Source organism: Rhizohabitans arisaemae (assembly GCF_025996515.1).
Lineage (GTDB): Bacteria > Actinomycetota > Actinomycetes > Streptosporangiales > Streptosporangiaceae > Rhizohabitans > Rhizohabitans arisaemae.
The window spans coordinates 1098407-1114173 of the sequence record NZ_BLRH01000060.1; the positions used below are offsets into that span (position 1 = coordinate 1098407).

Sequence of the window (15767 nt, forward strand, 5' to 3'; positions counted from 1 at the left end):
TCCCACCGCTTTCCGGCCGGGGCTCCGCATGCCCAGAGATTTGACACTTATGTAGAATAGTTAACGAGAAAGATAGGAGGTGGTGAAGTGACGTTGCGACTCCGCGGTGTGGATCACGCCGCCTACGTGACCACCAAGCCCATCGAGACCATCCGCTTCTACCGCGACGTCGTCGGGCTGCGCACCCCGCACGCCATCACGGCCAAAGGCTGGGGCGGCAAGCCGCACCCCGACTTCGTGCACTTCTTCTTCGACATCGGCTCGGGCGACCGGCTCGCCTTCTTCTACTACTTCGGGGTGCCCGAGGGCCCGGACGCCGAGCGGCCGAACTACCACCTCGCGCTGCACGTGGAGACCGAGGAGGACCTGCTCGCCTGGCGCCGGCGCTTCGAGGAGCACGGGGTCCGGGTCATCGCCCAGATCATCCACGAGACCATCGAGTCGATCTACGTCCGCGACCCCAACGGAATGATCTTCGAGATCACCCGACCGCTCCGCGACCTCACCGAACGCGATCAGCGCGACGCCGAACTCTCCCTGGAAGCCCTGGTGGACTCGCTCACCGCGGACACCGGCGCGACCCTGGAGGACTTCTGGCGGCGCAAGGCCGAACTCGTGGCCAAAGAGCTCGACAACGAAGCCACCCCGGAAGAGACCGGGCAGGAGGACGACTGAGATGACCGCGATCTATGTGCTCGACGTCCCCGAGTTCTCCCCCCTGGCCGGCGCAGCCGTAGCCGACGAGCTGGAGCTCACCCGCCGCGCGGGCTACATCCGGCTGACCGCCCCGGGTCCGATCACGGTACGGCGGGCCGACGCCGCCATGGTCGACGCCGTCTGGTTCAGCGCGCTCGGCGGAGGCTACACCGGCCGGCTGGAGCGCTTCGACGACGAACAGATCCGGGTCGTCCCGGACGGGGAGTGAGCCAGGTGACCAGCGTCCGCCGGCCCCCCGCGCTCAGCGGCGACTGGTATCCCGAGCAGCCGCCCGCCGGGACCGACATCTCCTCCCACCTCCTGCTCACCGCCGACGGCTCGGCCACCCGGGGCTGGCTGTACGCGCCGCCGAAAGCCCGCGCCGCCGTCACCGTCATGCACCCCCGCGCCGACGCCGCCCGGCACCACCTCATCCCGCACCTGCTGCGGGCCGGGTTCGCGGTCTGGGCGCAGACAGGCCGGGGCGCGGGCACCGACCTGCAGCTGATCCACGAGACCGCGCTGCTGGACGTCGCCGCCGGGATGCGCTTCCTGCGCGACCGCGGGTACGGGCGGATCGCCGCGCTCGGCAACTCCGGCGGGGCGAGCCTGTACACGTACTACGTCCAGCAGGCGCTGCGCGACCCGGCCAAACGGATCACGGTCACCCCCGGCGGGCGGCCCAGCGGACTCGACACCGCCGAACTGCCCGCCCCCGACGCGGTCGCCTACCTCGCACCCCACCCCGGCCAGGGCGCACTCCTGCTCGGCTGCATCGACCCGTCGGTGACCGACGAGGACGACCCGCTCTCGGCCGACCCCGCGCTCGACCCGTTCAACCCCGCCAACGGCTTCGCCCCGGCGCCGGAGAGCTCCGCCTACGACCCGGCGTTCCTCGCCCGCTACCGGCAGGCCCAGCGGGACCGGGTGGCCCGGATCGACGCCCATGCCCGCGCGCTCATCCAGACCCGGCTCGCCGCACGAGCCCGGCACAAGAGCACCGGGGACGTCGCCGACCTGCGGCTCGCCACCCACATGCCGGTCGTCACCGTGCACCGCACCGACGCCGACCCGCGTACCGTCGACCTCTCCCTGGACCCCTCCGACCGGCGGTACGGCTCGGTGTTCGGCCCCCGGCCCGACATCGTCAACTACGGCCTCTCCGGCTTCGGCCGCCGCACCACCCCCGAGGCGTGGCTGTCCACCTGGTCCGGGCTGAGCAGCAACGCCGAGATGGCCAGGACCGCGCCGGAGATGAAGCTGCCGACGATCGTGGTCGAGTACACCGGCGACAACTGCGTTTTTCCCACCCAGGTCGCCGCGATCACCGACTCCCTCGGCGCCGCGGACAAGAGCCATGTGCGCATCCGGGGCGACCATTTCGGCGGCCCCCTCCCCGGCGACGGACCCGAGGTCCCGGCGCAGGCCAAAACCGTTGTCACCGACTGGCTGCGCGACCGGCTCGGCTGACCCCAAGCAGGACAGGAAAGGAACCCCCGTGCCCCCACTCGCCGGTCGCGTCGCGATCGTCACCGGAGCCGGCCGCGGCCTCGGCCGGGCCCACGCGCTGCTGCTCGCCGAACTCGGCGCGGCCGTCGTCGTCAACGACCTCGGCGGCGACGTGCACGGCTCAGGCCGCGACACCGCCCCCGCCCACCAGGTCGTCGAGGAGATCCGGGCCGCGGGCGGGCAGGCCGTCGCGGACGGGCACGACGTCGCCGACTGGGCCGGGGCGGCCGCCCTGATCGACCTCGCCGTCGGCGCCTTCGGCGACCTGCACGTCCTGGTCAACAACGCGGGCATCCTGCGTGACCGCACCCTGGCCAGGATGAGCGAGGCCGAATGGGACGCGGTCCTGCGGGTCCACCTCAAAGGCCACGCCGCGCCCACCGCGCACGCCCTCGCCTACTGGCGGAAGCGGGCGGCGGACGGTCCGATCGTCGACTCCTCCGTCGTGCACACCACCTCGGTGGCCGCCTTCGCCGGGAACGTCGGGCAGGCCAACTACGGCTCGGCCAAGATGGCGATGCTCGCGCTCTCCCGCTGCGTCAGCCTGGAAGCCGGGCGATACGGCGTACGCTCCAACGCGGTCTCCCCCGGCGCCCGCACCCGTATCACCTCAGGTCTTGCCGTCCCCGAGGTGGCGGACGGCGAATTCGACGCCGCCGACCCAGGCAACGTCTCCCCCCTGATCGCCTGGCTGGCCCGGGCCGACTGCCCCGCCGACGGCCAGGTCTTCCACGCCTCCGGCGAGGAGATCCTCGTCGTGGACATGCCCCGGGTCGCCGCCCGGCTCCGCACCGACGGCCGATGGACCCAGGACGCGCTGGACCGGACCCTTCCCGACCGGCTCACCGTCCCGCCCGGCCTGACCGACTTCTTCGGCGAGGCGGCCTCATGAGCGCCCGCCCGCGCCGTACCCGCCCCTACTCGGACCGTACGGCCGAAAGCCCACACACCACAGCGGCGTCCGTGCCCGTCCCCGGCGACGACCACGCCTCCGGCCGTACCCCGAACCCAGGGGTCCGTACGGCCGGAGGCCCGCACGCCGAATCCCGGGCCACAACCACGGTCCTCCCGCCCTTGGCCGTACCCGCAGCCCGTTCCGTGAGCGGCCACCCCTCCGGCCGTGCCCGCTCCCGCGACACCTGTACGGCCCACGGCCGCCACCTCCGGGCCCAGACCACGGTGACGGACCCTGCCCATTCCCGGCGACCCGTTCCCGGCCGTACCCCGTATCGCGAAGTCCGTACGGCCGAAGGCCCGCACGCCGAACCCCTGGCCACCCCGCCCTCGGCCGTACCCAGACTCACGGCCTGCTCCGCAAGCGACCGCGCCGACGACCGTACCGACCTCCGGAAGGAGACCCGATGAGGACGCTCTACTCGGGGGCGGAGGTCTTCGACGGGACCGGACGGCCGCCTGAGCGGGCCGACGTGGTGGTGGAAGGTGACCGGATCGTCCAGGTCGGTTCCGGACTCGACGGCGACGTTCACGTCGACCTGTCCGGGATGACGCTGCTGCCGGGCTTCATCGACTGCCACGTCCACGTCACCGTCGACGGCATCGACACCCTGGAAAGGATCTCGGCGCCGTACTCGCTCCGGTACTTCCGGACCGCCCGGAACCTGGGCGCCCTGCTGGACACCGGGCTGACCACGGTCAGGGACGCGGGCGGGGCCGACCTCGGGGTGAAGGCCGCCGTGGACACCGGGGTGACCCGCGGCCCGAGGCTGCGGATCTCCATCACGATCCTCAGCCAGACCGGCGGGCACTCCGACCCCTGGCTGCCCTCCGGCGGCTGCACCTCGCTCCTGCCGACCGGCCCCGGCCACCCGGAACCGGTGGTGGACGGGCCCGACGAGATGCGCCGGCGGGTCCGCGAGCTGGTGCGGGCGGGGGCCGACTGGATCAAGGTGGCCGCCTCCGGCGGGGTGATGTCCCCGCTCACCGATCCGCGCCGGGCCCAGTTCACCCCGGCCGAGCTGGAGACGGCCGTCGCCGAGGCCGCCGCCGCGGGGATCGGGGTGATGGCGCACGCCCAGGCCGGCCAGGGCATCCGCAACGCGATCCTGGCCGGGGCGCGGTCGATCGAACACGGCATCTACCTGGACGACGAGCTGATCGACCTCATGCTGGACCGCGGCACCGTGCTCGTGCCCACCCTGATCGCGCCCCGCAGCGTGCTCGACGCCGCCGCGGCCGGGGTGGCGTTCAGCGAGGAGTCCCGGCGCAAGGTGGCCGAGATCGTCGAAGCCCACCGGGACTCCTTCAGCCGCGCGGTCGCCGCCGGGGTTCAGGTCGCCATGGGGACGGACGCCATCGGCTATCCGCACGGCCGCAACCTGGAGGAACTCGAACTCATGCGCGCCGGGGGCATGACCGCCCACCAGGCGCTGCACGCCGCCACCGGCGCCGCCGCGAAACTGCTCGGCCTCGACGGCGACCTGGGTGTCGTCGCGCCCGGCCGCCGCGCCGACCTGGTCGCCCTCACCGGCGACCTCACCGATCTGACCGGCCTGCGGGACCGGGTCGCCCTTGTGGTCAAGGACGGCCTCCCGGTGGCGGGCCCGCTCACCCTGGAGAACCGGAGGAACCCATGACCCGTACCGGAGGCGGACGCGAGGTGCACATCGCCGGCGTCGCCGAGACCGCGCTCGGGGAGGTGCACGACCAGACGGAGCTGTCCATGTTCGCCCTGGCCGCCCGGGAGGCCCTCGCCGAGGCCGGGATGACGCTCCGCGACGTGGACGGCCTCTTCGTGAACTACATGGGTGAGGAGGGGACCGTCCAGGTCGGCGAGTACCTGGGCGTCACCGCGCCCCGCTACCTGGACTCCACCGACATCGGCGGCGCGGCCTTCGAGGCGTTCGTGCACCACGCCATGCTCGCCGTCGCCGAGGGCCGCTGCGAGGTGGCGCTCATCGGCTACGCCTCCCGCCAGCGGACCCGCCGGGCCCGCAACATCGGCGGCGGGGCGGTGGACCTGGACAGCCTCGCCGCCCAGTTCCAGACGCCGTACGGCCTGCCGGCCCCGATCGGCCACTACGCGATGATGGCCGCCCGACACATGCACGAGTACGGCACCACGCCCGAGCAGCTCGCCGAGATCGCGGTGGCCGCGCGGGCCTGGGCGCGGCTCAACCCCAAGGCGTGGTCCCGTGACCCGCTCACCGTCGACCAGGCGCTGAGCAGCCGTATGATCTCCACCCCGCTCCGGCGCAGCGACTGCTGCCTGGTCACCGACGGGGGCGCCGCCGTCGTGGTGACCAGCGCCGACCGGGCCCGGGATGCGCGCAAGCCCTCGGTGCGGGTCCTCGGCGCAGGAGAAAGCCAGAGCCACTGGCACATCGCCAGCATGCCCGACATGACGGTCACGGCAGGCGCGGTCTCCGCCCGGGAGGCCTTCGGCATGGCCGGGATCACCGCGTCCGACGTGGACGTGCTCCAGCCGTACGACTCCTTCACCGTCACCGTCCTGCTCGCCCTGGAGGACCTCGGCTTCTGCGCCAAGGGCGAAGCCGGTGCGTTCGTCTCCGGCGGCCGGCTCGCCCCGGGCGGCGCGCTGCCCGCCATGACCTCCGGCGGCGGCCTGTCCTACAACCATCCCGGGGCGCTCGGCGCGCTGCTGCTGGTGGAGGCGGTACGGCAGCTGCGCGGTGAAGCCGGCGACCGCCAGGTGGCCGACGCCGAGATCGCCGTCGCGCACGGGGTCGGCGGCTACAACTCGACCGCCTCCACGGTGGTCCTGGCCCGATGAGGAGCGATGAGATGACCCAGACGTACGGCGACGCCGTCACCGCCCCCTTCTGGGCGGGCGCCAGTGAAGGGCGGCTGCTGCTCCAGCGCTGCGACTCCTGCGGCGCCCACCGGTTCTACCCCAGGCCGTTCTGCCTGAGCTGCGACGACGATCGGAGCACCTGGACCGCCGTGAGCGGTGCGGGGGTCGTCTACTCCAAGACCGAGGTCCAGGTGAAAGTCCTGCCTGGCCTCGCCCCGCCGTACACCGTCGCCGTCGTGGAGCTGGCCGAAGGCCCCCGGATGACCGCCCTCATCGTCGGAGCCGACGGTGAACCCGGCCCCGGCTGCGAGATCGGCGACGCCGTCGACGTGGCCTGGCGCCCCCGCGAGGACGCCCCGCCGCTCCCCGTCTTCAGGAGGCGGCCGTGACCGTCCTCCCCTCCCCTAAGAGCGTCCTGCTTCCGGTGGACGGCGGTTCGCCTTGCGGCGAGTCGCCTGCCTCTGCCCTGCTCCGCCGGGATCCGATTCCTCCCCCGCCTGAAGGCGGGGGTTTCCTCGGAGGTATCCGATGACGCACGTCCGCCTGTTTGAGCCGGGCGACGCCACACAGGTGGCTGTGACCATGGCACGGGCCTTCGCCGAGTATCCGTACACCGTCTGGACCGTCCAAGCCGAGAACCGCCATGAGCGGCTGCGCGGGCTCTACACGCTCTTCGTGGCCGAGTTCGCCGCGAGCTTCGACGGGGTCTGGGTCACCGACGACTGCGCCGCCGTCGCCTCCTGGCTGCCGCCCGGCGTCATCGGCCCCGACGAGTCCTTCCTCGCCCGGCACGGGGCGACGTTCACCGAGTTGATCGGCGACCGGCTCCCCGCCCACCTCGCCGCATCCGAGGTCATCGATCCGCATCGGCCCGCCGAACCCCACTGGTACCTCGCCTCCATGGGCACCCACCCCGACTGGTGGAACCGCGGGCTCGGTACCCGGGTCCTGCGGCCCGTGCTCGACCGCTGCGACGCGGAGGGACTCCCCGCCTTCACCGAGACCTCCACGGAGGACAACGTGCGCTTCTACCGGCGCAACGGATTCGACGTCGTCGCCGAGGCCGACCTGCCCGATGGCGGACCCCACCTGTGGTTCCTCCACCGCAACCCCGGAGCGGGCCGATGACCGCATATCGGGTGGGCCTCGTCGTGCCCAGCTCCAACACCACCATGGAGACCGAGATCCCCGAGCTGCTCAGGCGGCGGCGGGAGCTGTACCCCGGCGAGGTCTTCACCACGCACGGCAGCCGGATGCGGATGAAGCACGTCACGCCCGACGAGCTCCGCCGGATGGACGCCGAGAGCGACCGGTGTGTCGCCGAACTCGCCGACGCCCGCTGCGACGTCCACGCCTACGCCTGCCTGGTGGCGATCATGGCTCAGGGGCCCGGCTACCACGAGGTATCCGAGAAGCGGCTCGCCGAGGTCGCCGCCTCCGCGGGCGGGCCCGCGCCCGTCGTCTCCAGCGCGGGCGCCCTCCTCGCCGGGCTCGACGTGCTCGGCGCGCGGACCGTCGCCATGGTCACGCCGTACCTGCCGGAGCTGACCGGGCTGGTCCGCGCCTACATCGAAGGCCACGGCGTCACCGTGCACGACGCCCTCAGCCTCGGCGTCGCCGACAACCTCGCCGTCGGCTGCCTCGACCCGGCCGGCCTGCTCGACCATTACCGTCGGCTCGACCTCACCGGCTGCGACGCGCTCATCCTGTCCGCCTGCGTGCAGATGCCCTCCCTGGCGGTCGTCCAGCAAGTGGAGGACGAGATCGGACTGCCCGTGCTCACCGCGGCGACCGCCACCGTGCACACCGTGCTGACCGCCCTCGGCCTGGACCCGGTCGTCCCCGGCGCCGGAGCCCTCCTCGCCGGACCCCGATGACCCATCGAACGCCGCCGTACGGTCGTACCACCCCGGAACCACGGTGTACGGCCGCATCGGCGCCCCCTTCAGCACGTCCCGGGGTTCGGAAACGCCGCTCTCCGGCCCTGTGTACGGCCGACGGCGGCATAAACCACCCGCTCCCCGGGCTCCGGCGGACGTCGCCATCAGGCCGTACCGCCATGGGTACGGCCGCATCGGCGGCTCCCGCACCGATGGGTAGCCTGCCACTCACTCCGCGCGCTTCCAGGACCGTGCCCGGCGAGGCCCCGTATCCATGACCAGGCCCAGCCGCACACCCCATTGCAGCGGATACCGCCGTTCGGCCGTACCGGCTGCTCCCGCACGGCCGAACGGGTTCGGCTCAGCTCCCGTGACCAGGACGGTGATTCCATGACAGACCACGCGGACGTCTCCGGGTCGGCGGACCCAGCCACTCCAGGTGCGGATTTCGGCCATGGAGATCGCGGCCGGACGGCCATACCGGCTGCTCCCGATCAGCCGGGGTCCGGCGGGGTGGCGCGGGTGGCCGCCGTGCTCGCCGGGGTCCTGCCGGACGACGCGATCCTGACCGACCCCGAGCGGCTCCGCACCTACGACTGCGATGGGCTCAGCCACATCCGGGTGACCCCGGGACTCGTGGTGCTGCCCGAGACCACCGAGCAGGTGAGTGTGGTCGTCCGGGCCTGCGTGGCGGCCGACGTCCCGTTCGTCGCCCGCGGTGCGGGCACCGGGCTGTCCGGCGGAGCCCTCCCGGTCGCCGACGGCGTGGTGATCGCGCTCACCCGGATGCGCCGGATCCTGCATGTCGACCCGGTGAACAAGATCGCCGTGGTCCAGCCGGGAGTGGTCAACGCCGACGTCACCGCCGCCGTGGCCGGGCACGGCCTCTACTTCGCCCCCGACCCCTCCAGCCAGATCGTCTGCACCGTGGGCGGCAACGTGGCGGAGAACTCCGGCGGGGCGCACTGCCTCAAACACGGCTTCACCGTGAACCACGTCCTCGCCGCCACCGTGGTCCTGCCCACCGGAGAGATCGTCGAACTCGGCGGAGAGGCACCCGACCCGCTCGGCTACGACCTGCTCGGGGCGTTCATCGGCTCGGAGGGCACCCTCGGCATCGCCACCGAGATCACGTTGCGGCTCACCCGCCGGGCCCAAGTCGTGGAGACCCTGCTCGCGGGCTTCCCCGACATCGGCTCGGCCGCGGCCACCGTCTCGGCCGTGATCGCCGCAGGCATCGTCCCGGCCGCCGCCGAACTCATGGACGCCCTCGCCGTCGAGGCCGCCGAAGCCGCCGTCGGATGCGGATACCCCGCAGAGGCGGGAGCCGTGCTCCTCGTCGAGCTCGACGGCACCCGCGCCGAGGTCACCCACGCCCTCGCCCGCGTGGAGGAGTTCTGCCTACGGCACCACGGCTTCGGCTTGCGCCGGGCCAAGGACGAGCAGGACCGGGCCGCGCTGTGGCGGGGGCGCAAATCCGCGTTCGCGGCGGTGGGCCGGATCAGCCCCGACTACTACGTCCAGGACGGGGTGGTGCCCCGTACCGTGCTCCCCGAGGCGCTCGCCCGGATCGAGGTCCTCGCGCGGGAGGCCGGGCTCCGGGTCGCCAACGTCTTCCACGCCGGAGACGGCAACCTGCACCCTCTGGTGCTGTTCGACGGCGCGATCCCCGGCGCCGGAGAGACGGCGGAACGTCTCGCCGGCCGGATTCTCACCACCTGTCTGGACCTCGGCGGCTCCATCACCGGCGAGCACGGCGTAGGCATCGAGAAGCGTGCCTATCTCGCGCATCAGTTCACCCGCGACGACCTCGACGTCATGCAGCTGCTCCGTTGTGCCTTCGACCCGGCCGGTCTCGCCAACCCGGGGAAACTCTTCCCCACCCCCCGGCTCTGCGGCGAACGCCCTGGCCGCCGAAACGGCGTCCACCCTCTCCAAGCAGCCGGGCTGGCCGAGCTCTTCTAAGAGTCTCCTACCAACGGATTAGGCCGAGCAGGACCTCACCGGACTCCACGGCCTTGGCCAGATCGACGTCGACCGATCCGGTGACCTTGCCCGCGGCGTCGACCACATGGACGCTCTTGACGGTCACCACCAGCATCCCGCCCTTCGCCGTGCAGGCCCGAACGTACCGGGCCGCGACCCGGTCACTCGGCGCCCGCCGACCGGCGGATGCGGCCCCCCGATCGGCCGGTCAACCACCACCGGTCGACGGGTGCCGGGACACGCGCGCCCGCGGAAGGCTTGCGCCATGTCCGCAGACCTCCGGGAAGCGCCCGCCTCCGGCCAGACCCGCATCCCCTCACTCGACGTCCTGCGCGGAATCGCCATCCTCGGCACCCTCGCTTCCAACATCTCGTTGTTCGGCATGTCCACCGGGATCATCGGGACGGTCATTCAGGGTCAGGCCGTGCCGGGGGACGAGGCGCTCCTGCTCGCCCTCGACGTGCGCAGCGTGATGACAACCCTGGTCAACGGGGTCTTCCTCGCCCTGCTGACCATCATGTTCGGGGTGGGGGTGGAGATCCAGCGGCAGTCGGCGGTACGGCGGGGCCTGGCCTGGCCCGGGCGGTACATCCGCCGCGCCGCCCTGCTCTTCGTGGAAGGCGCGGTGCACTTCGTCCTGGTCTTCGCCTACGACGTGCTCATGTTCTACGCGATCGTCTCACTGATCGTCGCGTTCACGCTGCGACACCGTGCATGGGTGATCAGGGCCGTGATGATCGGTGCGGCCATCGCCCACGTCGCCGTCACCTACTTCAACGCGGGCCCCCTGTTCGCGGTGACAAGCACCTCCCAAGCGTCCACGGAGGGTTCCGTGGATTTCCTGCCCTCGCAGGCTTCCGGGTACCTGCCCACGGGGGCTTCCCCGGGGTACCTGGACCAGGTCCTGCACCGCATCGACCCGGCCAACCTCCCGCTCAACCGGATGGAGTTCGTCTACATCCTGTTTCTCGGCATCGCGCTCTTCCTCGCCGGGGCCATGCTGGTCCGGGCCAATGTCCTGGTCGACACCGAGCGGGGCAGGCGGATCCGGTTCCGGCTCATGGTGGTCGGCTTCGGGGTGGGCGTGCCGCTGCGCCTGCTCGCCGACTACACCGCCATCCCCCATCTGCCGGACTCCCGCTACCTGGTGGCGCCTTTCCTCGCCTTCGGCCTCCTGGCCGCGGTGGCCGGATTCTGCCTGCGGCGCCCGGTGAACGGCCCGGTGCGGCGCGGGCTGACCGCGGTGGGCAGAACCGCGCTCTCCTGCTACGTCGGGCAGAACGTCCTGGCGAGTGTGGCCCTGGAGCGGTGGGGGCTCGATCTGCGGCCGTGGCTGGAGCCGCTGGGGCAATGGGCCGACCCGCTGGCCTGGGCCGTACTCAGCGCATTGCTCGTCGCCCTCGCCCTGCTGTGGCTGCGGTGGTTCGAACGGGGACCGCTGGAACTCGTGATGCACCGGCTCCTCGCCGGCCGAACCAAAACCGTTCAGCCGGTTGAACTTGTAGCGTCGGACGGTGATCCGAGTACTGGTGGTCGACGATGAGGCCCTCATCCGTTCGGGGTTCCGCTACATTCTCAACACCGCCGACGACATCGACGTGGTCGGGGCGGTGACCGGAACGGCGGCGCTGGACGCGGTGAACGATCACGAGCCGGACGTGGTGCTCCTGGACATCCGGATGCCCGACGTGGACGGTCTCACGATCCTCAAGCGGATCCGTCTGCTTCCCCGCCCTCCGGTGGTGGCGATCCTGACGACCTTCGACGCCGACGAGTACGTGATGACCGCGCTGCGTTCGGGCGCCTCGGGCTTCCTGCTGAAGGACACCGACCCCGAGCAGCTCCCGCACGTGGTGCGGACCCTGGCGGGAGGAGGGGTCGTGCTCTCCCCCGGGGTGACCTGTGCCGTGGTCGGCGACCACCCGGCCGGAAGCGGTGCCGACCGGGCGGACGACGCGGTCTCCCGGCTCACCGAACGCGAGCGGGACGTGCTGGTCCTGCTCGCGGACGGGCTGTCCAACCCCGACATCGGCGCGCGCATGCACCTTGGTGTGGGTACGGTCAAAGACCACGTCAGCGCGATCCTCACCAAGCTTGAGGTGGGCAGCCGGGTGCAGGCCGCCCTCATCGCCGAGCGCGCCGGGCTGCTGCGGAACCGGCGATGAGCCCCCGCCGTCTCCCCGCCCCACTGGTCGACGGGCTCTTGATCGCTGTGAGCGCCGCAGACCTGCTGGCCGGCGTACGGGGGCCGCGGGAGATGGCACTGGGTGCCCTCGCCTGTCTCGCGCTCACCGTCCGGCGGCGGTGGCCGCTGCCGGTCTTCCTCCTCTGCCTCCCCTCACTGCTGTCGAGCGCCCCGATCGCCGCACAGGTCGCCCTCTTCACCATCGCCGCAATCGTCCGCAACCGGCTGGTCGTCTACGCCTGCGGCCTGATGTTCACCGCGGTCTTCCTCGCTCCGTGGCCCGAGGGCCTCCTGGTCGGAAACGCCCCGGGCGAAACCCTGATGTTCACCGCGGTCTTTCTCGCTCCGTGGCCCCAGGGCCTCCTGGTCGGAAACGCCCTGGGCGAAGTCCTCATCCACTTGATCTCCGCCGCGTCGCTCGCCGCCGCGCCCATCCTCATCGGCCGGCTCACCCAGGTGCGCGGGGACCTGTCCCTGCGGCTCGCCGAACTCTCCGCGGCACGCGAGCACGAGCGGTTCCTCACCGCCCAGACGGTGCTGGTCCGCGAACGGACCCGGCTCGCCCGGGAGATGCACGACGTCGTCGCCCACCAGGTGAGCCTGATCGCCGTACGCGCCGGGGTGCTTCAGGTGGCCACGGCCGACCCCGAGGTCAGGGAGGCCGCGGTGACCATCCGCGGGCTCAGTGTGGACACCCTCGACGAGCTCCGGCACATGGTCACCGTGTTGCGCACGGCGACGGGACAGCCGGCCGAGCTCACCCCGCAGCCGGGCCTGGCCGACCTGGACCGGCTGGTCAAGGCGTGCGGCATCGAGGTCGCCCTGGAGGTCGATCTCCCCGGGGAGCAGCCGCGTCCTCCCGTCCAGCGGGCGATCTACCGGGTCGTCCAGGAGTCGCTGACCAACGTCCGCAAACACGCCGACGGCGCGTCCGCGGCCGTCCGGATCCGCCGGGAAGGCGATGGCATCCGCACCACGGTGACGAACGGCCCGCCGACCAGGGCCACGCTTCCGCTGCCCAGCGCCCGGCACGGCCTGATCGGGCTCCGGGAACGGGCCGAGCTCCTCGGCGGGAGCATCGAGTACGGTCCCCTCCCGGACGGGGGCTATCGGCTACTGCTCCGTCTGCCCGCCGAGAAGGGCCCCTCGGCGTCCGGCTGATCCGCCAGGCCGAGCGCGAGAACCTCCATGACGTGCATGACCGGGATATCCGATCCGGACCGGCGGAGGGCCTGGCGGATCTGCATGGCGCAGCCGGGGTTGGCGGTGGCCAGCACGTCCGCCCCGGTGGCGCGAACCTGCTCCGCCTTGCGATCCCCCAGGCGGGCCGCGGTGTCCGGCTGGAGCAGGTTGTAGATCCCGGCGGAGCCGCAACACACCCCGGGCTCGGCGACTTCACGCAGCTCAAGACCGGGTACGGCGTTCAGCAGGGTCCTGGGCTGGCCCACGATCCCCTGCCCGTTTCTGAGGTGGCAGGCATCCTGGTAGGCGACGTTCAGCTCGACGGGGCGTTTCGCCGCGCCGGGCCCGAGCTCGGCCAGCCACTCGGTGGCGTCCCGTACCTTCGCCGCGAATCGGGTGGCCCGATCGGCCCACTCGGGGTCGTCGGCGAGCAGGTGCCCGTAGTCCTTGACCGTCGCGCCGCAGCCCGCGGCGTTGACCACGACGATGTCGGCCCCGGAATCCTCGAACGCCTCGATCAGCCCGCGGGCGAACCGCCTGGCCTCCTCGGTGCGTCCGGCGTGGGCGCTGAGCGCACCGCAGCAGCCCTGGGCGCGGGGCACCCGCACCTCACATCCCTCGGCCGCAAGCACCTGGGCGGTGGCCCGGTTCACCTCGGGGAAGAAGACCCGCTGGACGCAGCCGGTGACCAGGCCGACCACGGCTCGCCGGGGCCCGGTCGGCGGGGTGAGCGCGGGCAGGGAGCCGCTCCTCAGATTCCGCACCTCGGGAGCGAGCGCCGCCATGTCGCGCAGGACGCCCGGGAGCAGCCGGGAGACCAACCTGGCCAGGAAGCGCTGGTAAACCCAGAGCGCCGGGCGGATCAGTCTCAGCCGGGCCGGGTGAGGAAAGAGCGCGAAGACGAATCCACGCAGAATGCGCTCCCGTCGACTCCGCGAATGACCTTCCTCGACCTGTTCCCGGGCGTGCTCGATCAGCCTGTCGTAGCGGACCCCCGACGGGCAGGCCGGCATGCAGGCGAGACAGCCCAGGCAGTTGTCCAGGTGGGCGGCCTGCACCGGGGTCACCGTACCCGCGTCGGCGATCTGCCCGATCAGCTGGATCCGTCCCCTCGGCGAATCCGGCTCGGCCGCGTCGAGCAGGTATGTCGGGCAGGCGGACAGGCAGAACCCGCAGTGCACGCAGTCGGCGAGCAGGCCTCGCAGGTCGTCGCCGGGGTCCGGCCGATCGGTCATAGGCCCTCCAGGAATCGATGCCGGTTGAGCCGGCGCCGGGGGTCGAACTGATTCTTGACGGCGCGCATGAGGTCGACGGCCTGCGGCGGCGGTCCCCACAGGTCGGCGTCGGGCACGGTCGTCCCGGGCCCGGTCCGCACCACCACGTTTCCCCGGTGTGTCCGGGCGGCCTCCCTGGCCCGGTCGAGGGCCCGCCTCCAGCCGGCGGGCGGTGCGTCCGGGGGCAACGAGAGGGTCGCGACGCCGACGCCGACCGACGCCTCGATCCACCCCGGCATGCCTTCGCGGGCGCATTCCGCCGTGACCGCGTGCACCAGTGCGGGCAGGCGCGAGGGCGGCGCGGTGAGCCGCAGCCTGACGGGGCCTTCGCCTGCGGTACGGCCTGACGGCGCCGCATCGGCCGTAACCGGCGCCGGGTGACCGCCCGCTGCCGCCGTACCGAACAATCCATCCGAGACAACACCGACTTCGGGTTCCGTACGGCCTGACGGCGCCGCATCGGCCGTACCGGGCTCTGCGCCGTGGACCCGGGCGGCCGGGCCAAGCAGGCGGACGGCGTCGCGGAGGACCGCTTCCACGGCGTCCGGCTCACCCTCGAACAGCAGCTTCAGCTCGCCTGGGCCGGGTCCGGTGTGACCGTGCCACTGGGCGGCGGCGGGTTCCAGCGCGGCCTCGTCCACCGCTTGGGCGAAGGCGGAACCGGCCGTGAGGTCGCAGGGGACGGACATCCACCGGGCCGCGGGCGGCAGCGGGGCCGTGCGGAAGGTGAGCTCGGCGAGGATCCCCAGCGTGCCAAGGCTTCCGGTGTAGAGCTTGCCCAGGTCGTATCCGGCGACGTTCTTGACGACGTTCCCGCCGGCGTGGGCGATCCGGCCGTCGGCGAGGACGACGGTCACCCCGAGCAGCTGATCGCGCACCGTGCCGTGGCGGAGCCGGAGCGGCCCGGAGGCGTCCGACGCGACGAGGCCGCCGAGGGTGCCCCGTTCGTCCTCGGGGTCCAGCGCGAGCCGCTGCCCGTGGTCGGCGAGGATCCGGCGGAGCCTGGCGAAGGGCATCCCGGCCTGGGCCTTCACCACGAGTTCCCCCGGATCGTAGGAGAGCAGGGCGTCCAGGCGCCCGGTCGCCACCACCAGATCGGCGTCGAGCCACGGCTCGGCTCCCGAGATCGAGGTGCCGGCGCCGACGACGGCCACGGTGGCGTCGTGTCCGGCGGCCAGCCGGAGCAGGCGGGCGAGCGCGGGCACCGTCGCGGGGTGCGCGCGGGGCGGCGCCCCCTCGGCGAGGACGGTGTCGGGAACGTCGTACAGGCCGTGGATCTCCAC

Annotated in this window: 17 protein-coding genes; 14 read left to right on the top strand and 3 right to left on the bottom strand. The window is 72.4% G+C overall.

Going from position 1 to position 15767, the window contains the following annotated elements:
- The first annotated feature begins 87 nt into the window (after window positions 1-87).
- From RUR_RS33490 to RUR_RS33540, 11 genes are all read left to right on the top strand, one after another.
- Window positions 88-675: a VOC family protein gene (locus RUR_RS33490; RefSeq protein ID WP_283139235.1), complete on the top strand. Its 588-nt coding sequence runs from the start codon at window positions 88-90 to the stop codon at window positions 673-675.
- A gap of 1 nt (window position 676) precedes the next feature.
- Window positions 677-925 (top strand): hypothetical protein, encoded by a 249-nt coding sequence (locus RUR_RS33495; protein ID WP_283139236.1) that lies wholly within the window; start codon window positions 677-679, stop codon window positions 923-925.
- A 5-nt stretch (window positions 926-930) separates the two neighbouring features.
- The gene (locus RUR_RS33500) at window positions 931-2166 is read left to right on the top strand and encodes an alpha/beta hydrolase family protein (RefSeq protein ID WP_283139237.1); all 1236 of its coding nucleotides are present in this window, start codon (window positions 931-933) and stop codon (window positions 2164-2166) included.
- A 28-nt stretch (window positions 2167-2194) separates the two neighbouring features.
- On the top strand, window positions 2195-3097 hold the full coding sequence (locus RUR_RS33505; protein ID WP_283139238.1) for an SDR family NAD(P)-dependent oxidoreductase: 903 nt from the start codon (window positions 2195-2197) through the stop codon (window positions 3095-3097).
- Window positions 3094-3570, top strand: a complete 477-nt coding sequence (locus RUR_RS33510) for a hypothetical protein (protein ID WP_283139239.1) — start codon at window positions 3094-3096, stop codon at window positions 3568-3570. Before RUR_RS33505 ends, RUR_RS33510 begins: the two co-directional genes overlap by 4 nt.
- The gene (locus RUR_RS33515) at window positions 3567-4799 is read left to right on the top strand and encodes a metal-dependent hydrolase family protein (protein ID WP_283139240.1); all 1233 of its coding nucleotides are present in this window, start codon (window positions 3567-3569) and stop codon (window positions 4797-4799) included. Before RUR_RS33510 ends, RUR_RS33515 begins: the two co-directional genes overlap by 4 nt.
- On the top strand, window positions 4796-5956 hold the full coding sequence (locus tag RUR_RS33520; RefSeq protein ID WP_283139241.1) for an acetyl-CoA acetyltransferase: 1161 nt from the start codon (window positions 4796-4798) through the stop codon (window positions 5954-5956). The genes RUR_RS33515 and RUR_RS33520 overlap by 4 nt, the downstream gene beginning before the upstream one ends.
- 11 nt (window positions 5957-5967) lie before the next feature.
- Complete coding sequence (locus RUR_RS33525; protein ID WP_283139242.1) at window positions 5968-6366, top strand: Zn-ribbon domain-containing OB-fold protein; 399 nt, start codon at window positions 5968-5970, stop codon at window positions 6364-6366.
- Between the two features lie 139 nt (window positions 6367-6505).
- Window positions 6506-7105: a GNAT family N-acetyltransferase gene (locus RUR_RS33530; RefSeq protein ID WP_283139243.1), complete on the top strand. Its 600-nt coding sequence runs from the start codon at window positions 6506-6508 to the stop codon at window positions 7103-7105.
- The gene (locus RUR_RS33535) at window positions 7102-7854 is read left to right on the top strand and encodes a maleate cis-trans isomerase family protein (RefSeq protein WP_283139244.1); all 753 of its coding nucleotides are present in this window, start codon (window positions 7102-7104) and stop codon (window positions 7852-7854) included. The genes RUR_RS33530 and RUR_RS33535 overlap by 4 nt, the downstream gene beginning before the upstream one ends.
- A gap of 393 nt (window positions 7855-8247) precedes the next feature.
- Window positions 8248-9822 (top strand): FAD-linked oxidase C-terminal domain-containing protein, encoded by a 1575-nt coding sequence (locus RUR_RS33540; protein ID WP_283139245.1) that lies wholly within the window; start codon window positions 8248-8250, stop codon window positions 9820-9822.
- A gap of 7 nt (window positions 9823-9829) precedes the next feature.
- Here the strand turns inward: RUR_RS33540 and RUR_RS33545 are convergent, their stop codons facing one another.
- Window positions 9830-9958 (bottom strand): hypothetical protein, encoded by a 129-nt coding sequence (locus tag RUR_RS33545; protein ID WP_283139246.1) that lies wholly within the window; start codon window positions 9956-9958, stop codon window positions 9830-9832.
- A 150-nt stretch (window positions 9959-10108) separates the two neighbouring features.
- On the opposite strand from RUR_RS33545, the gene RUR_RS33550 reads away from it, so the two are divergent.
- The 3 genes from RUR_RS33550 to RUR_RS33560 are packed head-to-tail and all read left to right on the top strand — an operon-like array spanning window position 10109 to window position 13189.
- Window positions 10109-11386, top strand: a complete 1278-nt coding sequence (locus tag RUR_RS33550; protein ID WP_283139247.1) for a DUF418 domain-containing protein — start codon at window positions 10109-10111, stop codon at window positions 11384-11386.
- Window positions 11358-12008, top strand: coding sequence for a response regulator (locus tag RUR_RS33555; RefSeq protein WP_283139248.1), 651 nt, complete (start codon window positions 11358-11360; stop codon window positions 12006-12008). The genes RUR_RS33550 and RUR_RS33555 overlap by 29 nt, the downstream gene beginning before the upstream one ends.
- Complete coding sequence (locus RUR_RS33560) at window positions 12005-13189, top strand: sensor histidine kinase (RefSeq protein WP_283139249.1); 1185 nt, start codon at window positions 12005-12007, stop codon at window positions 13187-13189. The genes RUR_RS33555 and RUR_RS33560 overlap by 4 nt, the downstream gene beginning before the upstream one ends.
- Here RUR_RS33560 and RUR_RS33565 read toward each other — a convergent pair.
- Window positions 13135-14445, bottom strand: a complete 1311-nt coding sequence (locus RUR_RS33565) for a (Fe-S)-binding protein (RefSeq protein ID WP_283139250.1) — start codon at window positions 14443-14445, stop codon at window positions 13135-13137. The two genes, RUR_RS33560 and RUR_RS33565, sit on opposite strands and share 55 nt — an antisense overlap.
- Entirely contained in the window at window positions 14442-15767 is a 1326-nt protein-coding gene (locus RUR_RS33570; RefSeq protein WP_283139251.1) for an FAD-binding oxidoreductase, read from the bottom strand. Before RUR_RS33570 ends, RUR_RS33565 begins: the two co-directional genes overlap by 4 nt.

Excerpts from the sequence above, each read along its gene's own strand:
- RUR_RS33495 (WP_283139236.1), top strand. The coding sequence starts at position 677 with ATGACCGCGATCTATGTGCTCGACGTCCCCGAGTTCTCCCCCCTGGCC.
- RUR_RS33510 (WP_283139239.1), top strand. The coding sequence starts at position 3,094 with ATGAGCGCCCGCCCGCGCCGTACCCGCCCCTACTCGGACCGTACGGCC.
- RUR_RS33545 (WP_283139246.1), bottom strand. The coding sequence starts at position 9,958 with ATGCTGGTGGTGACCGTCAAGAGCGTCCATGTGGTCGACGCCGCGGGC.
- RUR_RS33565 (WP_283139250.1), bottom strand. The coding sequence starts at position 14,445 with ATGACCGATCGGCCGGACCCCGGCGACGACCTGCGAGGCCTGCTCGCC.
- RUR_RS33530 (WP_283139243.1), top strand. The coding sequence starts at position 6,506 with ATGACGCACGTCCGCCTGTTTGAGCCGGGCGACGCCACACAGGTGGCT.
- RUR_RS33520 (WP_283139241.1), top strand. The coding sequence starts at position 4,796 with ATGACCCGTACCGGAGGCGGACGCGAGGTGCACATCGCCGGCGTCGCC.
- RUR_RS33550 (WP_283139247.1), top strand. The coding sequence starts at position 10,109 with ATGTCCGCAGACCTCCGGGAAGCGCCCGCCTCCGGCCAGACCCGCATC.
- RUR_RS33515 (WP_283139240.1), top strand. The coding sequence starts at position 3,567 with ATGAGGACGCTCTACTCGGGGGCGGAGGTCTTCGACGGGACCGGACGG.
- RUR_RS33535 (WP_283139244.1), top strand. The coding sequence starts at position 7,102 with ATGACCGCATATCGGGTGGGCCTCGTCGTGCCCAGCTCCAACACCACC.
- RUR_RS33525 (WP_283139242.1), top strand. The coding sequence starts at position 5,968 with ATGACCCAGACGTACGGCGACGCCGTCACCGCCCCCTTCTGGGCGGGC.
- RUR_RS33560 (WP_283139249.1), top strand. The coding sequence starts at position 12,005 with ATGAGCCCCCGCCGTCTCCCCGCCCCACTGGTCGACGGGCTCTTGATC.
- RUR_RS33540 (WP_283139245.1), top strand. The coding sequence starts at position 8,248 with ATGACAGACCACGCGGACGTCTCCGGGTCGGCGGACCCAGCCACTCCA.